Below are 19,695 nucleotides of genomic sequence, written 5' to 3' on the forward strand. Positions count from 1 at the left end.
CTTAACTAATATTGATAATCAGTCGCAATTGTTATCTAATGAGTTTATCTATGAACGCACCGGTTACATTAGCGCTTACGCTGGATCGCCTTGCCATGCGCCAGCGCGCCGAAATTTCGTCGATTGACTGGGACGCCATGTCGGAAAATGAAGGCGCGCGGCTTCGCGCCCTGGGTCTTGATGAAGGTGTTACGGTAGAAAAACTTCATAAAGGCATGTTCGGTTTCAATGATCCCATTGCTCTGAAGGTTGGCCGGATGATGATTGCAATTCGCAAATCTCAAGCAACAACCATATCGGTGGTTATCCCAGCCTAAATTATGAGCGAAACAGCCCCCCTTATTGTCCTGGCGGGCAACCCCAATGCCGGCAAAAGCGCCTTGTTCAATGCGCTGACCGGGGCGCGGCAGAAAATTGCAAATTATCCCGGCGTTACTGTGGAACGCAAATCCGGTCATTTTCAGCTAGCCAATGGTCGCCCGGTTGAACTTGTGGATTTACCGGGCAGCTACAGTCTCGATCCAACCAGCCCGGATGAAGCGGTAACACGCAGTGTGATCATGGGAGAACAGAAAGGCGAGCGTCAGCCCGATGCAATTGTTATCGTATTGGATGCTGCCAATCTCGACAATCATCTGCGCTTCGCGCTGGAAGTAATTGCGCTGGGCAGACCTGTCCTTATTGCGCTTAACATGATGGATCTTGCCGAGCGCGACGGTTTGACGCTGGATCCGGCCAAGCTGGAAGCAGAGTTGGGCGTACCGGTTATTCCAACTGTTGCCGTTCGCAGTCGCGGTCTTGAGCTCTTGTCCGCCGCTATTGAAACACGTCTATCCGAGAAAAACGAGCAACTGGCTACCATTGTCCCCAAAGAACGGGGCCAAGGTCTGCGCAAGCAGGCTAAGGAAATTGCCAACACGGCGGTTGTCGCTGAGACCGCGGGTCGCCGGTGGTCAGAACGAGCGGATGCTGTATTCCTGCATCCTTTTGCCGGACCGATCATCCTCCTTGCGATTATGTTCGTGATGTTTCAGGCAGTCTTTGCCTGGTCCGAAGCGCCCATAGGCTGGATCGAAGGCGCAGGTGAATGGGCCGCAGTTGCGGTGGAAGCCAATCTGAGTGAAGGCTTCTTGCGCGATTTTTTAATCGAGGGCGCAATTGGCGGAGTCGGATCGGTTGTTGTCTTCCTCCCACAAATTCTGATCTTGTTTCTGTTCATCCTGTTGCTCGAAGCCAGCGGTTATATGACCCGCGCGGCCTTTATCATGGACCGGTTGATGGCCAGTGTTGGTCTGTCCGGGCGCAGTTTCATTCCATTGCTGTCTTCCTTCGCTTGCGCCATTCCCGGCATCATGGCGACGCGCAGCATAGCGGACCCCAAAGACAGGTTGACCACGATATTAGTCGCGCCGCTTATGACCTGCGCGGCGCGTCTGCCGGTATATGCAATCATCATTGGTGCCTTCATTCCTGCCCGCGACCTAGGCGGAGGTATTGGTCTTCAAGGCCTGGTGCTCTTCGGCCTTTATATCTTCGGCATACTCGGCGCGATGATTGTTGCACTGGTCTTGCGCAGCACGGTCACCAAAGGCCCGAATAGCGGTTTCCTGATGGAAATGCCCAAATATCAGCTGCCGCGTATTCGTGATATATTGCTGGGCCTCTGGCAGCGGGCTTGGATATTTTTGCGCCGCGCCGGAACAATCATCTTCGCCGCTACCGTGGTGCTTTGGCTCATGTTGACCTATCCCAAAGTGCCGATTGATAGCTCGGTGAGCCAGGTGGATTATTCTGCCGCCGGCCGGATAGCCAATGTCATCGAACCGGTGGTCGCACCGATTGGTTTTAATCGCGATATGGCGCTGGCGCTGATCCCCGCGATGGCGGCCCGCGAAGTGGCAGTAGCGGCACTAGCAACAACCTATGCGATTGATGCGCCTGATGAGGAAGCAGAAGCGAAATCATTAACCGAGCGTCTCCAAAGCCGATGGTCCTTGCCAACCGCCTTGGCGTTTCTGGCTTGGTTTGTCTTTGCGCCCCAATGTATCTCGACCATCGCCGTGACACGCCGCGAAACCAATGGCTGGAAATGGCCAATGTTCATGTTGGGGTATCTTTTCGCGCTGGCTTATGGGGCGGCCGGGATTACATATTGGAGTGCTGTCGCCCTCGGTCTATAGAGCCTCCAGAGAATCGAAAAACATCACATATATTCCAAGGGGAAATGCAAATGGCTGGCGGCATCAATAAAGTAATTATCGTAGGAAATCTGGGTGCCGACCCTGAAGTGCGCACGTTTAACAATGGCGGCAAAGTCTGCAATCTGCGCATCGCGACATCTGAAAGCTGGAAAGACCGTAACACCGGTGAGCGCAAGGAAAAGACCGAGTGGCATAGCGTCGCTATCTTCTCCGAAGGCCTAGCTGGCGTCGCGGAAAAATATCTTCGCAAAGGCAGCAAAGTTTATATCGAGGGAAAACTACAGACCCGCAAATGGCAAGACCAGTCCGGCAATGACCGTTATTCAACCGAGATTGTCTTGCAGGGTTTTGATGGCAAATTGGAAATGCTCGATTCCCGTCAAGGTGGCGGTATGGGCGGCCAAGGCGGCGGCAATGACGGCTGGAGCGGCGGTGGTTCCGGTGGCGGCTCTGGTGGTGGTTCCAATGACGGGTGGGGCAATACCGGTGGCGGATCTTCCGGTGGTCAAGGCGGCGGCGCATTTGACAGCGACCTCGATGACGACGTACCGTTCTAGAAGCTAGAGCGTAGCTTACACCCGCGAGGGTGTGAAGTTGCTTGACAGTATCGGCCCATATAATCGGGGACAGGCCGGGCTATTGCCCTGACACTCGACGAGGTTTACTGATCCATGATGAACAATTGCGAACAATGTGTTGTCAAAAACAAGGCCATTTGTTCGGCATTGGACCCGGACGAACTGATCGCAATCAATCGGCTCTCCCGCAAAGTCTCCATCAAGGCGGGGCAGGCTTTGATATGGGAGGGTGACGATAGCCTGATCGTGGCCAATGTTGTGGAAGGGGCGTTTAAACTGACCTCGTCTCTGGAAGACGGCCGCGAGCAAATTATCGGCTTGCTCTACCCGTCCGATTTTGTCGGGCGCCCGTTCGGTGACAGGAATGAATATACGGTAACCGCTCTTGCAGATTCGAAAGTCTGTGTTTTCTCGCGCTCCGATTTCGACCAGTTTGTTCGTGAACATCCTGACCTCGAACATAAATTACTGCAGCGCACGTTAGTTGAACTCGACCGCGTGCGCCGGTCTATGTTGATGTTGGGACGGAAAACAGCTCCAGAGCGCGTGGCGTCTTTCCTACTGGAAATGTCGGATCGGCTGGCGGATGCCAGTTGCAGCGTCGTCGGCGGCAGTCTTCAACAATTCGCGCTGCCTTTCGGCCGTCAGCAGGTAGCGGATATATTGGGCCTGACCATTGAAACGGTGAGCCGTCAAATGACACAATTGAAAAAGAATGAAGTGATCGCACTGCCCGATCACCGCAATGTCCAGATACTGGATGCGAACCGCTTGCATGATATTGCCGATGCTGGATCAAGCTAGGTCGGGCAAATCGATAAATGAAGCCGCATCCTTGCGGGAACGTTGTTTCAACAAAAACGATTTGGTAAAGAGTTTGTCGCGTTGATCTAGATCAATGTGGATGACTGTCTGGCCTGCCATGCCGCTTCCTGTTGAAGACGATTTTTTGAATCGTCCATACAGGGAAGGACATCATGGATACGCTCTTATTAAAGGCTGGCGGCTGGCTGGCTATCGTATTTTTTGCGTTTATTGCAATGGTTCTGGCGGCAGACGCCGGATTTGCCGTGCATATGGCAATTATCGCTTTGGCTGCCGGGATCACTCTTTGGGTGACCATCAACAAGGCAGACTATGCTGCCATTGGACGCGGTATATTAAAGGCCCCCGCCGATCCCGGTATTTATGATGACGATCCGATCCGCTGGGGCGTGATCGCGACTATTTTCTGGGGCATTGCCGGTTTTCTGGTTGGGCTGATCATCGCCCTGCAACTGGCGTTTCCGGTGCTTAATCTGAATTTTGAATATACCACCTTCGGCCGTTTGCGGCCCCTCCATACATCTGCCGTTATTTTCGCTTTTGGAGGCAATGCGCTGATCGCGACAAGCTATTATGTCGTACAGCGTACATGCCGGGCGAGGTTGGCCTTCCCTGGCCTCGCCCGTTTTGTTTTCTGGGGTTACCAGCTGTTCATCGTGCTGGCGGCCACAGGTTATCTGATGGGTGTTACCCAGTCCAAGGAATATGCCGAACCCGAATGGTATGTCGATCTTTGGTTGACCATCGTCTGGTTGTGTTATGCAGCAGTCTTCATTGGTACAATCGTACGTCGGTCCGAGCCGCATATCTATGTCGCCAACTGGTTCTATCTGTCATTCATCCTGACCATTGCCATGCTGCATGTCGTGAACGGCTTGTCCATGCCGGTCAGCCTGCTGGGTTCGAAAAGCTATGCCGCTTTTGCTGGCGTGCAGGATGCGCTGACCCAGTGGTGGTATGGCCATAACGCGGTTGGGTTCTTCCTGACGGCAGGCTTCTTGGCAATGATGTACTATTTCGTGCCGAAACAGGCAGAGAGACCGGTTTATAGCTACCGACTGTCGATCATCCACTTCTGGTCCTTGATCTTCCTCTATATCTGGGCCGGACCACACCATCTTCATTACACGGCGCTGCCTGACTGGGCACAGACGCTCGGCATGGTCTTCTCGGTCGTGCTGTGGATGCCAAGTTGGGGCGGAATGATCAACGGCCTGATGACCCTGAACGGGGCATGGGACAAAATCCGTACCGATCCCATCATCCGGATGATGGTCCTTGCACTCGCCTTTTACGGCATGAGTACCTTTGAAGGTCCGATGATGTCGATCAAGGCTGTGAACAGCCTGTCGCATTACACCGACTGGACAATTGGCCATGTGCATAGCGGTGCACTGGGCTGGAACGGCATGATCACCTTCGCATGCCTTTACTATCTCGTCCCGCGCCTGTGGGGCAAAGAGCGGCTTTATTCACTGCGCATGGTGAACTGGCACTTCTGGCTCGCGACGCTTGGTATCGTTCTCTACGCCGCGTCAATGTGGGTAGCCGGTATCATGCAGGGTCTGATGTGGCGCGAATATGGTGATGATGGCTATCTGGTTTACGCTTTCTCCGAAGTCGTATCCGCGATGCTGCCCATGTATCTGATCCGTGCGGCGGGCGGGCTGCTCTATCTCGCTGGTGCCATCGTGCTGGTCTACAATGTCTGGATGACGATTGCAGGCAAGCAGCGCGAAGAAAAACCCATGACCGAAACGCCTTATGACGAGGCCGCAGATAAGCCGATTGTAGGAAAACCTGCAATTGAGCCAGCAGAATAAGGGAGGCGAGAACATGTCCGGTTTTGCTAAACATCACAAGAAACTCGAACGCAACGTCACCCTGCTGGGTCTGGCCGCCTTTGTCACTGTGGCGATTGGCGGGATCGTCGAGATCGCACCGCTCTTCTGGATCGATAACACGATTGAGAAAGTCGAAGGCGTACGGCCCTATACCCCGCTCGAACTGGCAGGGCGCAACATCTACATACGAGAAGGCTGCTACAGTTGTCACAGCCAGATGGTGAGACCTTTCCGCGATGAAGTGGAGCGCTATGGTCACTACAGTCTGGCGGCGGAAAGCATGTATGACCATCCTTTCCAGTGGGGTTCCAAACGAACCGGCCCCGATTTGGCCAGGGTTGGTGGACGATATTCGGATGAATGGCATGTCCAGCATCTGATTGATCCCCGCTCGGTGGTGCCGGAATCGATCATGCCGCCTTATGCGTTTCTGGCTGAGAAAGATCTGAAAGCTGGTGATATGGTCAAACATCTAACTGCACAGCGGCGTGTCGGCGTTCCCTATACTGACGAAGCGATTGCGGCGGCCAACGATGATTTGATGGCGCAGGCCGATCCAACAGCATCAACTACCGATTTGGAGAAACGCTACCCTAAAGCGCAAGTTCGCGATTTTGACGGCGACCCTGACCGGTTGACAGAAATGGATGCGCTCGTGGCCTATTTGCAGATGATCGGCACGCTTGTCGATTTTGAAGCGGGCGAAGCACAGGAGCAGCCACGATGAGCTACGAGGCACTCAGGCATTTTGCGGATAGTTGGGGGTTGCTGTTTCTGGGCATGATATTCCTGACCATGATCGGCTGGACCTTCCGGCCTGGATCGGGACGAAAACATGAAGAAGCGGCGCATATGATCTTTGAAGAGGATCACGAAGATGGTTGATAAACAAAGAATAGACGAAGCGACGGGCACCCAGACGGTTGGCCATGAATGGGATGGTATTGAGGAACTCGATACCCCTATGCCTCGCTGGTGGCTGTGGACTCTATATGCGACAATTATCTGGGGTCTCGTCTACGTTGTGCTTTACCCGGCATGGCCAATGGTCAACAGCGCAACCGAAGGTGTACTCGGCTGGTCCAGCCGCGGCGATTATCAAAAGGCTCTGGCAGCCCGTGAAGCCGAGCTGGAACCGATCCGGCAAGCGCTGGTAAACACGGACATTCATGATTTGCCGGATAATCCTCAACTGCTCAATGAAGCGGTTCAGGGTGGTCGCTCCGCTTTTAAAGTCCACTGTGTGCAATGCCATGGTGCGGGCGCTGCGGGTTCCAAGGGCTATCCCAATCTGAATGATGATGAGTGGCTTTGGGGCGGCGATATGGAAGCGATTGAATATACGCTGGTCCATGGCATCCGTAATCCCGACCATGATGAAACGCGTTTTTCCCAGATGCCCGCTTTTGGCCGGGACGGGATATTGCAATCGAATGAAATTCAGGATCTGGTTTCCTATGTCCGGGTGCTCAGTGATCGCGAACCACAAAGCGCATCGTCAAACCGGGGTGCGGCACTGTTTGAGATCAATTGCGCGGTATGTCATGGCAATGATGCCAAAGGCGACCGAACGCAGGGCGCACCCAACCTGACCGATGCCATCAATCTTTATGGTCTGGATCGTGCCTCACTGACCGAAACGATCACTAACAGTCGTTATGGTGTAATGCCCCGCTGGGGTCATCGATTGGATGCAGCGACTATCAGAATGCTGACAGCCTACGTACATTCACTGGGTGGCGGCGAAGCTGCGCCGGTATCAGAGGATACTGCAACAGAGCAAGCGGCGATAGCCACTGACGCGGAGACTCCGGTAGATGAGCAATCCTAACGAAATTCTTGATCCGCAACTGCAGCTTTATGAAAAGCGCAAGGGCGTTTATCCCAAGGCAGTAGATGGTACGTTCCGACGGCTGAAATGGGCGATCATGGCGGTGACGTTGGCGATCTACTACATCACCCCCTGGATTCGTTGGGATCGCGGTCCTTACGCGCCGGATCAGGCGGTATTGGTCGATTTGGCGAATCGCCGCTTTTTCATGTTCGGGATCGAAATCTGGCCGCATGAATTTTACTATGTGGCTGGCATGCTGGTGATGGCGGGCATTGGCCTGTTTCTGGTCACTTCTGCAGTCGGCCGGGCCTGGTGTGGCTATTCCTGTCCGCAAACTGTCTGGACCGATTTATTCCAGCATATTGAACGTGCGATTGACGGCGACCGCAATGCTCAGTTTCGTTTGCAGGACGCCCCTTGGGGGCCAAAGAAAATAATCAAACGGCTGAGCAAGTGGACAATATGGTTGCTGGTTGCATTGGCCACAGGTGGTGCGTGGATATTCTATTTTGCCGATGCACCGACCCTGGCGCGGGACTTTTTCTCGGGCGAAGCTGCCTTTGTCGCTTATGCTACCGTCGGCGTTTTGACCGCGACAACGTTTATTTTTGGCGGTTTCATGCGTGAGCAAGTGTGCATCTACATGTGCCCTTGGCCGCGGATTCAAGCCGCAATGATGGACGAAAAGTCACTGACGGTGACTTACAAAGACTGGCGCGGCGAGCCTCGCGGCAGTGTCAAAAAGGCCGAAGCACAACCCGGCAGCTTTGGTGATTGTATCGACTGCAATCAATGCGTTGCAGTCTGCCCGACCGGAATTGATATACGCGAAGGACCGCAAATTGGCTGCATAACATGCGCCTTGTGCATTGATGCCTGTGACAAGGTAATGGATCAAGTGGGCCGCCCACGCGGATTGATTGACTATGTCACAGAAGAGGATGCGGAGCTGGAGAAAGCTGGCCAGCCACATACTCCGGTCCTGAAAACGCTCTTTCGTCCGCGAACTATTCTCTATTTTTCAGTCTGGGGTGCCATCGGTCTCGCCATGCTCTTTGCCGTCGGTAACCGCACGCGTATTGACATTAGCGCCAATCATGATCGCAATCCGCTCTATGTTCAGCTTGCTGACGGCGCGGTCCGCAACGCCTATACCGCAAACTTGCGGAATATGGAGAACCGGCCACGAACGATGGAAGTTTCCATGTCCGGTCTCGGTCAGGCTGTATTGTGGTCAAGTGAGGGATCGAGGGAAACAGCGGGTCAAACCGTAACGGTCGATGTCCCTGCCGACAGCGTCGGCAGGATGAGGTTATTTGTTGCAGCGCCGGGTGTCGGCGCTTCACGGGAAGAGTTTGTACTAACTGTCCGGGCTGTCGATGACCGGACGGCGCAAGACAGTCACAACGTCTTTTTTGAACGCCCGGAGAGTGCTGAATGACCCCCGACCCTTCCAAACGCAAGACCTTCACCGGCTATCATGCCGCTGCCATGATTGTTGCCTTTTTCGCAGTGGTTGTAGCTGTTAACATGGTCATGGCGCGCTTTGCTGTCTCGACCTTTAGCGGCACTCTGGTCGACAACACCTATGTTGCCAGCCAGAAATATAATAGCTGGCTGGAGGAAGCCCGCAAACAACAGGCTCATGGCTGGACTAGCTCGAAGGTCACACGCTTTCAGGATAAACTTGCGATGACCGTCCTGAAAGCCGACAATAGCCCGCTACAGGATGCCGAGATCATGGCAATCGCAGAACATCCAGTGGGGCGAGCCGAGCCGATCATCTTGCATTTCGTGGGAGACCAGACCGGAACATATATCAGCCGTGGCGTCTTGCCGGAAGGACGCTGGAAATTGCGCATCACAATCACGCATCGCGGCAACAAAATGGCGCTTGCACAGGAAGTATTTTGAACGCCGTCACCAAACTTGATGCCGCAAAGGCCGATACCGTAGACAATATTGTCTCGCGCTTTGCCGTGCCCGCGATCCGCTGTGCTGGGTGCATCTCCAAAATCGAGAACGGCCTTACCGGGGAACAAAACATATTGTCGGCTCGGGTCAATTTTTCGACCAAACAGGTCGCAGTATCCCATCTTCCCGACCTGCGTGAAGATGCTATCAAGCACAAGATCGAACAACTGGGCTTTGACGCGCAGATATTGGCAGATAATCCTCTGGCCGAGGAAAAAGGCGGTACGGACAAGCTGATTCGCGCACTCGCTGTGGCCGGATTTGGCATGATGAATATCATGTTGTTGTCGGTGAGTGTCTGGTCAGGTGCGATGGGAACGACCCGGGACCTGTTCCACTGGATATCGGCTTTGATTGCGATACCGGTAATCGGCTATTCTGGACGGCCTTTTTTCAGCTCTGCATTCATGGCACTACGTTATGGCCGCACCAACATGGACGTACCGATCACCATAGGTATCATCCTGGCCACCGGACTCAGTCTTTTTGAAACCATGACGAGCGGCGCGCATGCCTATTTTGAAAGTGTCGTCATGCTGATCTTTTTCCTGCTCGCTGGGCGGGTTCTCGACGGCATGATGCGTGATCGTGCGCGTGAAGGGATATCGGCGCTGCTGAAACAGACTGCACCGGGTGCGATGGTATTGGATGAGGATGGCAAGACCCGCTGGGTTACCTCGAAAGAGTTACGCCCCGATATGCGGATGATGGTCGCGGCGGGCGACAATCTCGCCGCCGACGGCGTGATTGAAAAAGGCGCCAGCAATTTTGACTTTGCCCTGATGACTGGTGAGAGCGAACCTCAGCACAAGATGTCAGGCGATCTGGTGCTTGCCGGTACGTTGAACCTGACCGCGCCGGTAACTGTGAGAATTACAGCGGCGGGAGAAGATACCAGCTTGTCTGATATCGCACGGTTGATGGATGAAGCCGGGCAACAGCGCTCCTTTTATGTCCGGGTGGCGGACAAGGCCGCACGCTACTATGCGCCGGCAGTGCACAGCCTCGCCCTGCTTGCCTTTATCTACTGGATGTTTGCCGGAGTCGGATGGCATCAATCTTTGCTGATTTCGGTGGCGGTGCTGATCATTACCTGTCCTTGTGCCTTGGGACTGGCGGTTCCGGCAGCCCAGGTGGTCGCTTCCGGCGCGCTGTTACGCAAGGGGGTTATGATCAAGGATGGTAGCGCCCTGGAACGACTGGCTGAGGCTGACCGTGTGCTGTTTGACAAGACCGGAACGCTGACCCTTGGCCGCCCAGTGCCGCTGAATCTCGATCATCTCTCTCTCCACCAGAAACAGGTTGCGCTGGCGCTCGCTCAGGCCAGCAATCACCCTGTCAGCAAGGGGATCCGCAATGCGCTGCTGGCTGGAGACATCACCCCTGCCAATCTGGATGCGATTGAAGAAGTGCCGGGCGAGGGTATGTCGGCGTCTTGGAGCGGCGCCCACGTTGCGCTTGGGAAACCGGTTAAGTTAGAAGATCATCTTTCCTGCCAATTGACGATTGGCGACGAGCATTTTGCCATAGAATTGCAGGATGATGTTCGCCCCGATGCTGTCAGCACGATTGACCGGCTGAACCAGCTTGGTCTGCCTGGGACCATTATATCCGGCGATAATGCTGCCTCGGTCGCGAAAATTTCTCGCGCCGTCGGCCTGACGGCTCAGGCAAGCGCCAGTCCCCAGGACAAGTTGCATTTGATTTCGAAGCTCAGTGCCAGCGGTTACAAGGTGTTGATGGTTGGCGATGGCCTGAACGACGGCCCGGCCCTTGCCGCTGCCCATGTCTCGATTGCGCCGGGTTCCGCCAGTGATGTCGGGCAACAAGCGGCGGACGCCGTTTTTACAAGCGATTCCTTTTTGCCGGTGGCGCTGGCGGTACAAACTGCTCAGCGCACGATGCAGATTGTCCGACAGAATTTTGTTCTTGCCATTGGCTATAACATATTGGCGGTTCCGCTGGCCTTGACCGGCATGGTCACACCTTTGATCGCGGCTATTGCCATGTCACTTTCATCGCTGATCGTAGTTGGTAATGCCTTGCGATTAAACGGAGCTGCAAAATGAGTGGCTTAGCCATCCTGATCCCCGTTGCTCTGTTGATGGGTCTTTCTGGCCTCGCCTTTTTCTTCTGGGCCATGCGCAACGGCCAGTTTGAGGACCTTGATGGAGCAGCGCAGCGCGTGTTGATTGATGATGAAGCGCAATCGGCCACCGCACAGGATGATGACAAGATGGATGAGAAACATGACAAAGCATAAACAGCATAGCGCAACCGCGCTTTCAGGGGTCGCGATAGCGATGCTGGCTGTTGCCCCGCTGGCGCCGGCCAGCGGCATGATGAGCCTGTCAATATGCGGTGCAGATGGTGTTACCAGGACTGTCTCCGTTCCAATGGACCCGGAACGACAGGACGGTGATGATTGCGCGCAGGCCTGTCACGGCTTTTGTTCGCGCAAGCAGTCTCCGGAAGACAGCGATGAGGCGGACGATTGACCTGAACAATTTAGGCAGTGGATCGAGCATCAGCCGGATATGATGCTTGGATGTTTACTGCCACTTTTGCAGGCTCCGCCTTGCGCTCTTTTGTGTTAACTGCAACAAAAGCATATGCTCTTTGTCGAACAACATGAAGCAGTCATCAGGTTAACCGCCTTTGCCGGAATATTCCTGATCATGGCCCTGCTTGAAATCGCAATGCCGCGCAAAACGCGCGTCGCGGCAAAAGGCATGCGCTGGTTCACCAACATATCACTGGTCATTATCAATACGTTCGCCCTGCGTCTGATCATGCCGATATTGGCGGTGGGGATGGCTCACTATGCCGACGAGCGCGGTTGGGGACTACTCGCCATAGCCGATCTACCCATCTGGATTGAGATTATCATCGCCTTCCTGCTGCTCGACATGCTCATCTATGCCCAGCATGTCGCATTCCACAAAGTCCCGATCTTTTGGCGCGTTCACAAAGTTCATCATGCTGACCGCGACCTTGATGTAACCAGTGGCGCACGGTTTCATCCTGTAGAAGCCGTCTTGTCCATGGCCTATAAACTACTCTGTATTGCGTTGATCGGGCCAGCCGCTTTCGCCGTATTCCTGTTCGAGGTCGTGCTGAACGCCGCCTCCATGTTCAATCATGCCAATGTAAGATTACCGCTTGGCTTTGACCGGTTGCTGCGACTGTTCGTCGTGACCCCGGACATGCACCGCGTGCATCATTCGGTCATAGAACGGGAGACCAACAGCAATTATGGTTTCTTCCTGACCGTCTGGGACCGCATGTTCGGAACCTATATTGCGCAGCCGGAAAAGGGGCACGATGAAATGACCATTGGCCTGTCCGAATATCAGGACAGCAAGCCAGACAAGCTGATCTGGAGCCTTCTGATACCGTTTTCGCGGAACAGGAATGCCATAATAAAAACAGGCGGCAACTCCGTCGAAGAGCGCCGCCCGGTTTTTAAGTCAGACTAATATGGCTATCAGCGACGGCCATAGTCATTTGATACGCCAGCGCTCCGCGGTGGGGCAGCAGCAGTAAGGCGCAACGCCTCGGCAGACTGGCTGATCGAACCAATCTCATCCGGTGTATCATCATCGTCAATCTGCACCTTCTGGAGCGACTGGACGAGGCTTTCTTCCAAGTCTTTTGGTTTAATCGTTTCTTCCGCAATTTCACGCAGCGAAACAACCGGATTTTTGTCACGATCGCGATCGATTGTCAGCTCAGCACCGCCAGAAATCTCGCGTGCACGCTGCGCTGCAAATAGAACCAAATCAAATCGATTGGTGACTTTATCAACGCAATCTTCAACGGTAACGCGAGCCATAAGGCGCTCCTGATTCTCTAAAATTCATGAAAAGAGCCCCGCATCTAGGGTTTGCCCCCACTTTTGTCAACAAATTGGATCGGCTGACCGGTTCGCTGGGGGGTTAAGCAATTGTCGATTCAGGGCGAATAATCTATGCGCAAGATCATGGATAGCTCTGCAACCCATCCGGTCCCGGACAATAGCACTGCGCGTATTTTTGATGATAGTGAATGGTTTGATGTCGGCGGCAGCAGATTAAAGCCGATTTATCTTCCAGAAGATCGTTTGCAGGCGGTGATCAGCCTTATCGAAAAGGCAAGCCAAAAGCTGAAGCTATTTTTCTACATGTTCGAGGGCGATGATGTCGGCAAGATCGTCCTCAATAGGCTTGTCGATGCCTGCAATCGCGGTGTCAAAGTGGAGTTGATGGTCGACAGTTTTGGATCCAACGGCGCGCCCAGGGGGTTTTTCGATCCGTTTGAGCAAGCAGGTGGAAGTTTTGCGATTTTCAGTCCGCGATTTTCGACCAGCTATTTTGTTCGCAATCATCAGAAAATACTGATCGCTGATGACCGCCTTGCTCTAGTTGGCGGCTTCAACATTGCCAATCAATATTTCGATCGGCATCCAGCCGACGAAGATAAAGAGCATGACGACACGAGCTGGGTTGATCTTGGCGTCATCATTGACGGTCCAGAAGTCGTCAAGCTGGCGGACTATTACAGCCTGCTGTCCAATTGGGTGCATAACAATAACGGCAATATCCGATTGCTGCAAAAAATGGTGCGTCAGTGGGATGCGGCTGGTGGCAATTTTCGCTGGCTGCTCGGCGGCCCAAGCAATCGTCTCAGCCGCTGGGCGCGGGCGATAAAGAAGGATCTCGAGCACGGCCAGCGACTTGATCTGGTCAGTGCATATTTTTCTCCTGGTCAAGGACTGCTGCGGCGAATTGCCCATCTTTCCAAGCGCGGCGGCGAAGACCGCCTAATTCTACCTGGAAAAACCGATAATGCTGCGACAATCGGGGCGAGCCGCCTGCTCTATGGCTACTTGCTGAAAAGAGGCGTGCGGATTTTCGAATATCAGCCCAAAAGGCTTCATGTGAAGTTGGTGATCATCGATAATGCAGTCTATATCGGTTCTGCCAATTTTGACCTTCGCAGCCTCTTCATCAATGTCGAACTGATGGTTCGGATCGAGAATCAGGCCTTTGCCAACCACATGCGCTTGTTAGTTGATCAGATGTGCACCGACGCCTTGCCGATTTCCACGGCACTGCACAAAGCTCGCAAGGGAATACTGAATCGGTTGCGCTGGACCTTATCGTACTTTGTAGTGAACATATTGGATTACACCGTGACCCGGCGTTTGAATTTCGGGGTCAAGAAGTAATATCTGCAGTTGGTCGCACGTCCAGAATCGTTCATCGCAAAGGTCGGTTTTGCCTCTGTTCAGGGAATAATGCTTACGTAGTAACTATAGTTCGCATTCGATAGCAGCATCTTGTGTTTGATTGCTGTCATTCGAAACAGGGAATGATTTATTTGTATGATTTATTTTCGCACGCTGATCGTAGTAATTTGTGTCAGTATCCTGACAGCATGCGTCGCCCCATCTCAGGGCCGACCGGTAACACCCAATCAACGCGCGGAAAATCCTTCCCCGCGTTATAATCCTCCGCCACCCCAGCGGGAAAAAACGACGCCCTCACGTAACCGGCCCAGTCCAGCACTGGAACGGCAAATAGCTGAATTATGGCGCACTTTTCCGGGTAAAACGGGGATTGCAATTAAAAGCATTGATGGCGGTTGGAGCATCGGCCACCGGGCAGATCAGAATTTTCCTCAGCAAAGCGTTTCGAAACTTTGGGTCGCGATGACTGTACTCGACAAAGTTGATCAGGGCCGAATCTCGTTGTCCGATTCCATCCGTATCGGTCCGGATGACCTGACATTATTCTACCAGCCACTTGCTGCCGAGGTGAAGCGCGAGGGCGCTGTTGTCAAAAGCGTTTACACCCTGTTGGAAAGGGCTTTGGCCTATAGTGACAATACTGCAAATGATGCATTGCTGCGCCATGCCGGTGGTCCAGAGGCTGTGAACGATTTCATTCGCCGTAGCCGGCTTGGTAAGATCAAATTCGGTCCCGGCGAACGATTAATGCAAAGCCAAATCGCAGGCCTCAAATGGGATCAAAGTCTGTCTCAAGGCCGTAAATTTTATACGGCTCGGGCAAATCTGCCGATAGAAACACGCAGACGAGCTCTGGCAGACTATCTTGCCGATCCTATTGATGGAGCCAGCCCCGATGCGATCGTTAATGCATTGGACCAGCTCGCACGTGGAAAATTACTGTCAGCAAACTCAACGCAGTTACTGCAATCCATATTGAAACGAACACGCAGTGGCCCAAAACGCCTGAAGGCCGGTGTTCCATCCGATTGGGAATTTCTCCACAAAACTGGTACCGGTCAAGTTTTGGGTGGTACTTCAACAGGTTACAACGACGTAGGCATTATGACCGCGCCCGATGGCAGCCGCTATGCAGTCGCCGTGATGTTGGGCGACACCACTGCTCCTATTCCTGAGCGTATGCGGATGATGCAAGCTGTGACCCGGGCCGTTGCCAGCTATCACAGGCGATAGAAGGCAAATTCCAATATTATTGAGCTGTTTCGGCAGCTCCTGATTCGTCTTCAGAGGACATATTTCGTTCATCGAGCATTTCAGCAGCGGCATCCAATGCTTCTGCTTCCCCGACCGTTACTCCGCCAGGACCCGGATCATTCTGGGCGGGTCCGCATGACGCCACAAGCAGGAAACCTAAAAATCCGCAATATCGAGTCTTCATCATACGGTTCCTTTTTTCTCTGTGAGGTATCTGCAAACCGGATAACCAAGATATCGTCTTTTTAGCCCAAAAAAAAGGGCCGCCCAAAAGGCAGCCCTTTTTCAATTCATGCCAAAAGCGGCTTATTCGACTGCTTTTTTCGCAGCGTCAGCACCTTTGTCGATCATCTTGCCTGCAGCATCTTTAGCAGCGTCGGCAGCCTTATCGGCAACGCCAGCAGCTTCGTCAGCGGCGTCCGTAGCTTCTTCAGCAGCACCTTCAGCGGCATCGCCAGCTTCTTCGGTCGCTTCAGCAGCAGCTTCACCCATGGCGTCTGCAGAACCTTCAGCAGCATCCATTGCGTCGTCAGCAGCTTCTTCAGCAGTTGCTTCTGTGCCTTCTACGGCTTCTTCAGCACCAGCTTCTGCATTGTCAGCAGCGCCGGAACATGCAGCCAGGCCAAACGCAGCAGCAAGTGCGATTGATGTTGTAACTTTTTTCATTGGGTAAACCCTTTACTTTTTCCTCAAAAAACCACGCAAGCAGATGAAATACTCCCTTGATCTGCTTACGAAGCGCCTCATTAACGGGTTGAAAAAGGGATAGCAATAATGAACATCCTTAGCCTCTCTTCTCGCAGGTTTTTTTTCCCGACAATTCAGGAAATTGTGAATCAAGGCCTGAGAAATCTATTAGATTGACTACATATAAAGAATTCTTTATATGATATCCCCAATGAATGAGATTCTGACCATATTTAGAGCATTGGCTGACCCTACGCGGATTCGAATCATGCTGTTATTGCTCAAGATGGAGCTTGCAGTTGGCGAGCTCGCGCAAATCCTGGAGCAAAGCCAGCCTCGCATTTCTCGCCATATCCGGATTTTGGATGAAGCGGGCCTGGCAGAACGCCGAAAGGAAGGAAGCTGGGTTTTTCTTCGGCCTGGACAGGCCCCCGAGCTCGACGTCCTGCGCCGACTTTTTCGCGCGAAAAATGTCGTAACGTCAGAACAGGCCCTTAGTGATCAAGCGCAACTATCCCTCGTCCGCAAAGCGCGAGCTGAAATGGCGGAACGTTATTTTGAGGCTCATGCTGAGGAATGGGATGCTATCCGATCACTGCACTTGCCAGAAGATGATGTGGAGCAGGCCATGCTCGCCTTGCTGAAAGACATTAATCTGGGACATATGCTTGACATCGGTACAGGTACAGGAAGGATGGTTGAGCTTTTCGGACCAAATTCCGAAAAAGTCACAGCTCTCGACAAAAGCCCAGAAATGTTGCGTCTGGCGCGTGCGAAGATACTGGGTGATAAAGCCGATCAGGCGGAACTGGCCAGCAAAACTGAACTGAAAATTGGCGATTTTAACAACCTGCCAATTGAAGACAATCAGGTGGACAGCGTCCTATTGCATCAAGTTCTACATTATGCACAGCATCCAGAAGCCGCTCTGGCAGAAGTATCGAGAGTACTGCGCCATGGTGGAACAGTCATGATCGCGGATTTTGCACCGCATGACCGTGAAGAGCTGCGGTCCGCCCATGCGCATGCGCGGCTTGGTTTTTCCGACGACAGTATGAAACGCTGGTTCGCAGATTCTCAGATTGATATGGTGCAAAGCAGAACACTTGATGGCGGCGAACTGACTGTCAAAATATGGGTGGGGCGCAAATCCGGCCTTTCACAAATTCATACCGGTACTCGCACTGCATCTTCCACAAATATAAAACAAAAAAGAGCAACCTTATGACGGAACATACCAGACCTTTGGGCTTGAACGAACTGGAGGAAGCGAAACGGGCACTGGACGTTCCACTATTTGCCGGATTGAGCGGTGATGCGGATGTCTCCTTTGAGTTTTTTCCACCGAAATCGGAGAAAATGGAACAGACATTGTGGGACAGTGTTGTGACCTTGGAACCACTCAATCCCCGGTTTGTATCAGTAACCTATGGGGCTGGCGGATCAACACGCGAACGAACCCATGCTACAGTAGCACGGATTGCCAAAGAAACCCGCATTCCGGCGGCGGCACATCTGACCTGTGTCGGGGCCAGTAAGGCGGAAATTGCCGAAGTCGCGCAGTCTTATTGGGAAGCCGGTGTGCGCCATATAGTTGCCCTGCGCGGAGACCCGCCAGCCGAAGGCCAGGCCTTCGAATCGCATCCTGAAGGATATAATAGTGCCGCGGAATTGGTTGCAGGGCTTAAGGACATTGCGCCTTTTGAGATTTCGGTGGCGGCCTATCCGGAAACGCATCCGGAGGCCAATTGTCCGCAGAGCGATCTTGATAATCTGAAGCGCAAGCTGGATGCCGGTGCAAGCCGCGCAATTACGCAGTTTTTCTTTACCGCAGAAGCGTTTTTTCCGGTTCCGGGATGCAGCGGGAGCGGCAGGGATTGATGCCGAATTGGTACCGGGTATATTGCCGGTATCGAACGTGGCCCAGACGCGGAAGTTTGCGGGCATGTGCGGCGCGGAAATTCCCGCATGGATGAACGACCTGTTCGAAGGCCTGGATGACCACCCCTCCGCACGCCAGCTGATCGCGGCAACCGTCGCGGCGGAACTGTGCCGCAAGCTATATGCGGGCGGCGTCCGGCAGTTCCATTTCTACACACTCAACCGGGCTGAGCTGAGCTACGCCATCTGCCACCTGCTCGGCAAACGCCCCTCCGGCACGGCGCAGGAGAAAGCGGCATGACGGGTCCGGGTGAACAACTGCGTGCGCTTGCGGCGGAACGCATCCTGGTGTTTGACGGTGGCTATGGCACCGCGATCCAGAATCACGGCCTTGGCGAGCGTGACTATCGCGGCACACTCGAACTCAGCGATGACCAGAAAGGCAATAATGACCTGCTCAGCCTGACCCGGCCGGATATTATTGAAGGCATTCACACGGCCTATCTCGAAGCGGGCGCGGATATTGTCGAAACCAATACGTTCAGCTCGACCGAGATCAGTCAGGCCGATTATGGCTGCGAACATCTGGTGAAGGACATCAACATCAAATCTGCCGAAATCGCGCGCCGGGCCTGTGACAAGGCCGAGGCGAAAGATGGCAGGAAACGTTTCGTCGCCGGTTCCATCGGCCCGACCAACAAGACGCTGTCACTGTCACCGGATGTGAATGACCCCGGTTTTCGCGAGATTGATTTTGACTATCTGAAAAGTGTCTATCGCGAGCAATGCGATGCCCTCATAGAAGGCGGCGTTGATTTCCTGCTGATCGAGACAATCTTTGATACGCTGAACGCCAAATGCGCCGGCATGGCGGCACAGGAAGCTACACAGGCCAGCGGCCGCGATGTGCCGCTGATGATCTCGATGACGCTTACGGACCTTTCAGGCCGAAATTTGTCTGGCCATACGGTGGAAGCTTTCTGGCATGCCGTGCGCCATCTGAAACCGCTCACCATGGGTCTCAACTGTTCCTTTGGAGCGGATCAATTGCGGCCGCATCTGGCGATGTTGGCGAAGGAAGCCGATACGCTGATCATGGCCTATCCCAACGCCGGTCTGCCCAACGAGCTGGGCGAATATGATGAAACGCCGGAGCAAACTGCCGCACTGATTGGTGAGTGGCTGGATGACAGTCTGGTCAATATTGTCGGTGGTTGCTGCGGTACAACGCCGGAGCATATCGACGCTATCGCCAAAGCGGTCGAGAGCGCCAAGCCGCGCGCTGCGGTTTCGCCAGCGGTCCAAACACGCCTGTCCGGCTTGGAGCCATTCACCATGGCAGCATAACATTCTCACCCCTCTCCTTCAGGGGAGGGGACGGGGGTGG

The 19,695-nt window shown here is 53.7% G+C and carries 21 protein-coding genes and 1 pseudogene; 19 read left to right on the forward strand and 3 right to left on the reverse strand.

The window, feature by feature from the left end; translation table 11 throughout:
- Positions 1-50: 50 nt before the first annotated feature.
- The 14 genes from AC6I9Z_RS00535 to AC6I9Z_RS00600 all read left to right on the forward strand — a co-directional run bounded on the left by AC6I9Z_RS00535 (position 51) and on the right by AC6I9Z_RS00600 (position 12,735).
- A complete protein-coding gene (locus AC6I9Z_RS00535) occupies positions 51-317 on the forward strand; it encodes a FeoA family protein (RefSeq protein ID WP_461457984.1) in 267 nt (88 codons plus the stop codon).
- 3 nt (positions 318-320) lie between these two features.
- Positions 321-2,180, forward strand: coding sequence for a ferrous iron transporter B (gene feoB, locus AC6I9Z_RS00540; RefSeq protein WP_461457982.1), 1,860 nt, complete (start codon positions 321-323; stop codon positions 2,178-2,180).
- A 50-nt stretch (positions 2,181-2,230) separates the two neighbouring features.
- Positions 2,231-2,758 (forward strand): single-stranded DNA-binding protein, encoded by a 528-nt coding sequence (gene ssb, locus AC6I9Z_RS00545; protein WP_108810934.1) that lies wholly within the window; start codon positions 2,231-2,233, stop codon positions 2,756-2,758.
- A 114-nt stretch (positions 2,759-2,872) separates the two neighbouring features.
- On the forward strand, positions 2,873-3,583 hold the full coding sequence (locus AC6I9Z_RS00550) for a Crp/Fnr family transcriptional regulator (protein WP_367889541.1): 711 nt from the start codon (positions 2,873-2,875) through the stop codon (positions 3,581-3,583).
- Between the two features lie 173 nt (positions 3,584-3,756).
- A complete protein-coding gene (ccoN, locus tag AC6I9Z_RS00555) occupies positions 3,757-5,427 on the forward strand; it encodes a cytochrome-c oxidase, cbb3-type subunit I (RefSeq protein WP_109354223.1) in 1,671 nt (556 codons plus the stop codon).
- Positions 5,428-5,440: 13 nt separating this feature from the next.
- Positions 5,441-6,175, forward strand: a complete 735-nt coding sequence (gene ccoO, locus AC6I9Z_RS00560; protein WP_109354224.1) for a cytochrome-c oxidase, cbb3-type subunit II — start codon at positions 5,441-5,443, stop codon at positions 6,173-6,175.
- Positions 6,172-6,333, forward strand: coding sequence for a cbb3-type cytochrome c oxidase subunit 3 (locus AC6I9Z_RS00565; protein ID WP_461457978.1), 162 nt, complete (start codon positions 6,172-6,174; stop codon positions 6,331-6,333). The genes ccoO and AC6I9Z_RS00565 overlap by 4 nt, the downstream gene beginning before the upstream one ends.
- Entirely contained in the window at positions 6,326-7,279 is a 954-nt protein-coding gene (gene ccoP, locus AC6I9Z_RS00570; protein WP_461457976.1) for a cytochrome-c oxidase, cbb3-type subunit III, read from the forward strand. Before AC6I9Z_RS00565 ends, ccoP begins: the two co-directional genes overlap by 8 nt.
- A complete protein-coding gene (gene ccoG, locus AC6I9Z_RS00575; protein WP_461457974.1) occupies positions 7,266-8,723 on the forward strand; it encodes a cytochrome c oxidase accessory protein CcoG in 1,458 nt (485 codons plus the stop codon). The genes ccoP and ccoG overlap by 14 nt, the downstream gene beginning before the upstream one ends.
- A complete protein-coding gene (locus AC6I9Z_RS00580; RefSeq protein WP_461457972.1) occupies positions 8,720-9,196 on the forward strand; it encodes a FixH family protein in 477 nt (158 codons plus the stop codon). Before ccoG ends, AC6I9Z_RS00580 begins: the two co-directional genes overlap by 4 nt.
- The gene (locus AC6I9Z_RS00585; RefSeq protein WP_461457970.1) at positions 9,193-11,325 is read left to right on the forward strand and encodes a heavy metal translocating P-type ATPase; all 2,133 of its coding nucleotides are present in this window, start codon (positions 9,193-9,195) and stop codon (positions 11,323-11,325) included. The genes AC6I9Z_RS00580 and AC6I9Z_RS00585 overlap by 4 nt, the downstream gene beginning before the upstream one ends.
- On the forward strand, positions 11,322-11,519 hold the full coding sequence (ccoS, locus tag AC6I9Z_RS00590; protein ID WP_461457969.1) for a cbb3-type cytochrome oxidase assembly protein CcoS: 198 nt from the start codon (positions 11,322-11,324) through the stop codon (positions 11,517-11,519). The genes AC6I9Z_RS00585 and ccoS overlap by 4 nt, the downstream gene beginning before the upstream one ends.
- On the forward strand, positions 11,506-11,754 hold the full coding sequence (locus tag AC6I9Z_RS00595; RefSeq protein WP_461457967.1) for a hypothetical protein: 249 nt from the start codon (positions 11,506-11,508) through the stop codon (positions 11,752-11,754). Before ccoS ends, AC6I9Z_RS00595 begins: the two co-directional genes overlap by 14 nt.
- A gap of 114 nt (positions 11,755-11,868) precedes the next feature.
- Positions 11,869-12,735 carry a sterol desaturase family protein gene (locus AC6I9Z_RS00600; protein ID WP_461457965.1) on the forward strand — a complete coding sequence of 289 codons (867 nt, stop codon included), beginning with the start codon at positions 11,869-11,871 and terminating at the stop codon, positions 12,733-12,735.
- 8 nt (positions 12,736-12,743) lie between these two features.
- Here the strand turns inward: AC6I9Z_RS00600 and rpoZ are convergent, their stop codons facing one another.
- Entirely contained in the window at positions 12,744-13,091 is a 348-nt protein-coding gene (gene rpoZ, locus AC6I9Z_RS00605) for a DNA-directed RNA polymerase subunit omega (protein ID WP_109354237.1), read from the reverse strand.
- A gap of 135 nt (positions 13,092-13,226) precedes the next feature.
- Between rpoZ and AC6I9Z_RS00610 the strand changes: the two genes are divergently transcribed.
- Positions 13,227-14,465 carry a phospholipase D-like domain-containing protein gene (locus AC6I9Z_RS00610; protein WP_461457962.1) on the forward strand — a complete coding sequence of 413 codons (1,239 nt, stop codon included), beginning with the start codon at positions 13,227-13,229 and terminating at the stop codon, positions 14,463-14,465.
- A 156-nt stretch (positions 14,466-14,621) separates the two neighbouring features.
- Entirely contained in the window at positions 14,622-15,719 is a 1,098-nt protein-coding gene (gene bla, locus AC6I9Z_RS00615; RefSeq protein WP_461457960.1) for a class A beta-lactamase, read from the forward strand.
- A 16-nt stretch (positions 15,720-15,735) separates the two neighbouring features.
- Here bla and AC6I9Z_RS00620 read toward each other — a convergent pair whose 3' ends face one another.
- Together AC6I9Z_RS00620 and AC6I9Z_RS00625 are read right to left on the reverse strand one after the other, a co-directional pair.
- Positions 15,736-15,927 carry a hypothetical protein gene (locus AC6I9Z_RS00620; RefSeq protein WP_461457958.1) on the reverse strand — a complete coding sequence of 64 codons (192 nt, stop codon included), beginning with the start codon at positions 15,925-15,927 and terminating at the stop codon, positions 15,736-15,738.
- Between the two features lie 119 nt (positions 15,928-16,046).
- Positions 16,047-16,406 carry a hypothetical protein gene (locus tag AC6I9Z_RS00625; RefSeq protein ID WP_461457957.1) on the reverse strand — a complete coding sequence of 120 codons (360 nt, stop codon included), beginning with the start codon at positions 16,404-16,406 and terminating at the stop codon, positions 16,047-16,049.
- A 232-nt stretch (positions 16,407-16,638) separates the two neighbouring features.
- Here AC6I9Z_RS00625 and AC6I9Z_RS00630 point away from each other — a divergent pair, with 232 nt between their 5' ends.
- From AC6I9Z_RS00630 to AC6I9Z_RS00640, 3 genes and pseudogenes are all read left to right on the forward strand, one after another.
- Positions 16,639-17,655, forward strand: coding sequence for an ArsR/SmtB family transcription factor (locus AC6I9Z_RS00630; protein WP_461457955.1), 1,017 nt, complete (start codon positions 16,639-16,641; stop codon positions 17,653-17,655).
- Positions 17,652-18,609, forward strand: a pseudogene (gene metF / locus AC6I9Z_RS00635) (methylenetetrahydrofolate reductase [NAD(P)H]). The gene AC6I9Z_RS00630 and the pseudogene metF overlap by 4 nt, the downstream one beginning before the upstream one ends.
- Positions 18,606-19,655: a homocysteine S-methyltransferase family protein gene (locus AC6I9Z_RS00640; protein WP_461457952.1), complete on the forward strand. Its 1,050-nt coding sequence runs from the start codon at positions 18,606-18,608 to the stop codon at positions 19,653-19,655. Before metF ends, AC6I9Z_RS00640 begins: the two are co-directional and overlap by 4 nt.
- Positions 19,656-19,695: the final 40 nt, after the last annotated feature.

It is taken from the genome of Parasphingorhabdus sp. (genome assembly GCF_059726685.1).

Excerpts from the sequence above, each read along its gene's own strand:
- AC6I9Z_RS00535 (WP_461457984.1), top strand. The coding sequence starts at position 51 with ATGAACGCACCGGTTACATTAGCGCTTACGCTGGATCGCCTTGCCATG.
- feoB (WP_461457982.1), top strand. The coding sequence starts at position 321 with ATGAGCGAAACAGCCCCCCTTATTGTCCTGGCGGGCAACCCCAATGCC.
- ssb (WP_108810934.1), top strand. The coding sequence starts at position 2,231 with ATGGCTGGCGGCATCAATAAAGTAATTATCGTAGGAAATCTGGGTGCC.
- AC6I9Z_RS00550 (WP_367889541.1), top strand. The coding sequence starts at position 2,873 with ATGATGAACAATTGCGAACAATGTGTTGTCAAAAACAAGGCCATTTGT.
- ccoN (WP_109354223.1), top strand. The coding sequence starts at position 3,757 with ATGGATACGCTCTTATTAAAGGCTGGCGGCTGGCTGGCTATCGTATTT.
- ccoO (WP_109354224.1), top strand. The coding sequence starts at position 5,441 with ATGTCCGGTTTTGCTAAACATCACAAGAAACTCGAACGCAACGTCACC.
- AC6I9Z_RS00565 (WP_461457978.1), top strand. The coding sequence starts at position 6,172 with ATGAGCTACGAGGCACTCAGGCATTTTGCGGATAGTTGGGGGTTGCTG.
- ccoP (WP_461457976.1), top strand. The coding sequence starts at position 6,326 with ATGGTTGATAAACAAAGAATAGACGAAGCGACGGGCACCCAGACGGTT.
- ccoG (WP_461457974.1), top strand. The coding sequence starts at position 7,266 with ATGAGCAATCCTAACGAAATTCTTGATCCGCAACTGCAGCTTTATGAA.
- AC6I9Z_RS00580 (WP_461457972.1), top strand. The coding sequence starts at position 8,720 with ATGACCCCCGACCCTTCCAAACGCAAGACCTTCACCGGCTATCATGCC.
- ccoS (WP_461457969.1), top strand. The coding sequence starts at position 11,322 with ATGAGTGGCTTAGCCATCCTGATCCCCGTTGCTCTGTTGATGGGTCTT.
- AC6I9Z_RS00595 (WP_461457967.1), top strand. The coding sequence starts at position 11,506 with ATGACAAAGCATAAACAGCATAGCGCAACCGCGCTTTCAGGGGTCGCG.
- AC6I9Z_RS00600 (WP_461457965.1), top strand. The coding sequence starts at position 11,869 with ATGCTCTTTGTCGAACAACATGAAGCAGTCATCAGGTTAACCGCCTTT.
- rpoZ (WP_109354237.1), bottom strand. The coding sequence starts at position 13,091 with ATGGCTCGCGTTACCGTTGAAGATTGCGTTGATAAAGTCACCAATCGA.
- AC6I9Z_RS00610 (WP_461457962.1), top strand. The coding sequence starts at position 13,227 with ATGCGCAAGATCATGGATAGCTCTGCAACCCATCCGGTCCCGGACAAT.
- bla (WP_461457960.1), top strand. The coding sequence starts at position 14,622 with ATGATTTATTTTCGCACGCTGATCGTAGTAATTTGTGTCAGTATCCTG.
- AC6I9Z_RS00620 (WP_461457958.1), bottom strand. The coding sequence starts at position 15,927 with ATGATGAAGACTCGATATTGCGGATTTTTAGGTTTCCTGCTTGTGGCG.
- AC6I9Z_RS00625 (WP_461457957.1), bottom strand. The coding sequence starts at position 16,406 with ATGAAAAAAGTTACAACATCAATCGCACTTGCTGCTGCGTTTGGCCTG.
- AC6I9Z_RS00630 (WP_461457955.1), top strand. The coding sequence starts at position 16,639 with ATGAATGAGATTCTGACCATATTTAGAGCATTGGCTGACCCTACGCGG.
- AC6I9Z_RS00640 (WP_461457952.1), top strand. The coding sequence starts at position 18,606 with ATGACGGGTCCGGGTGAACAACTGCGTGCGCTTGCGGCGGAACGCATC.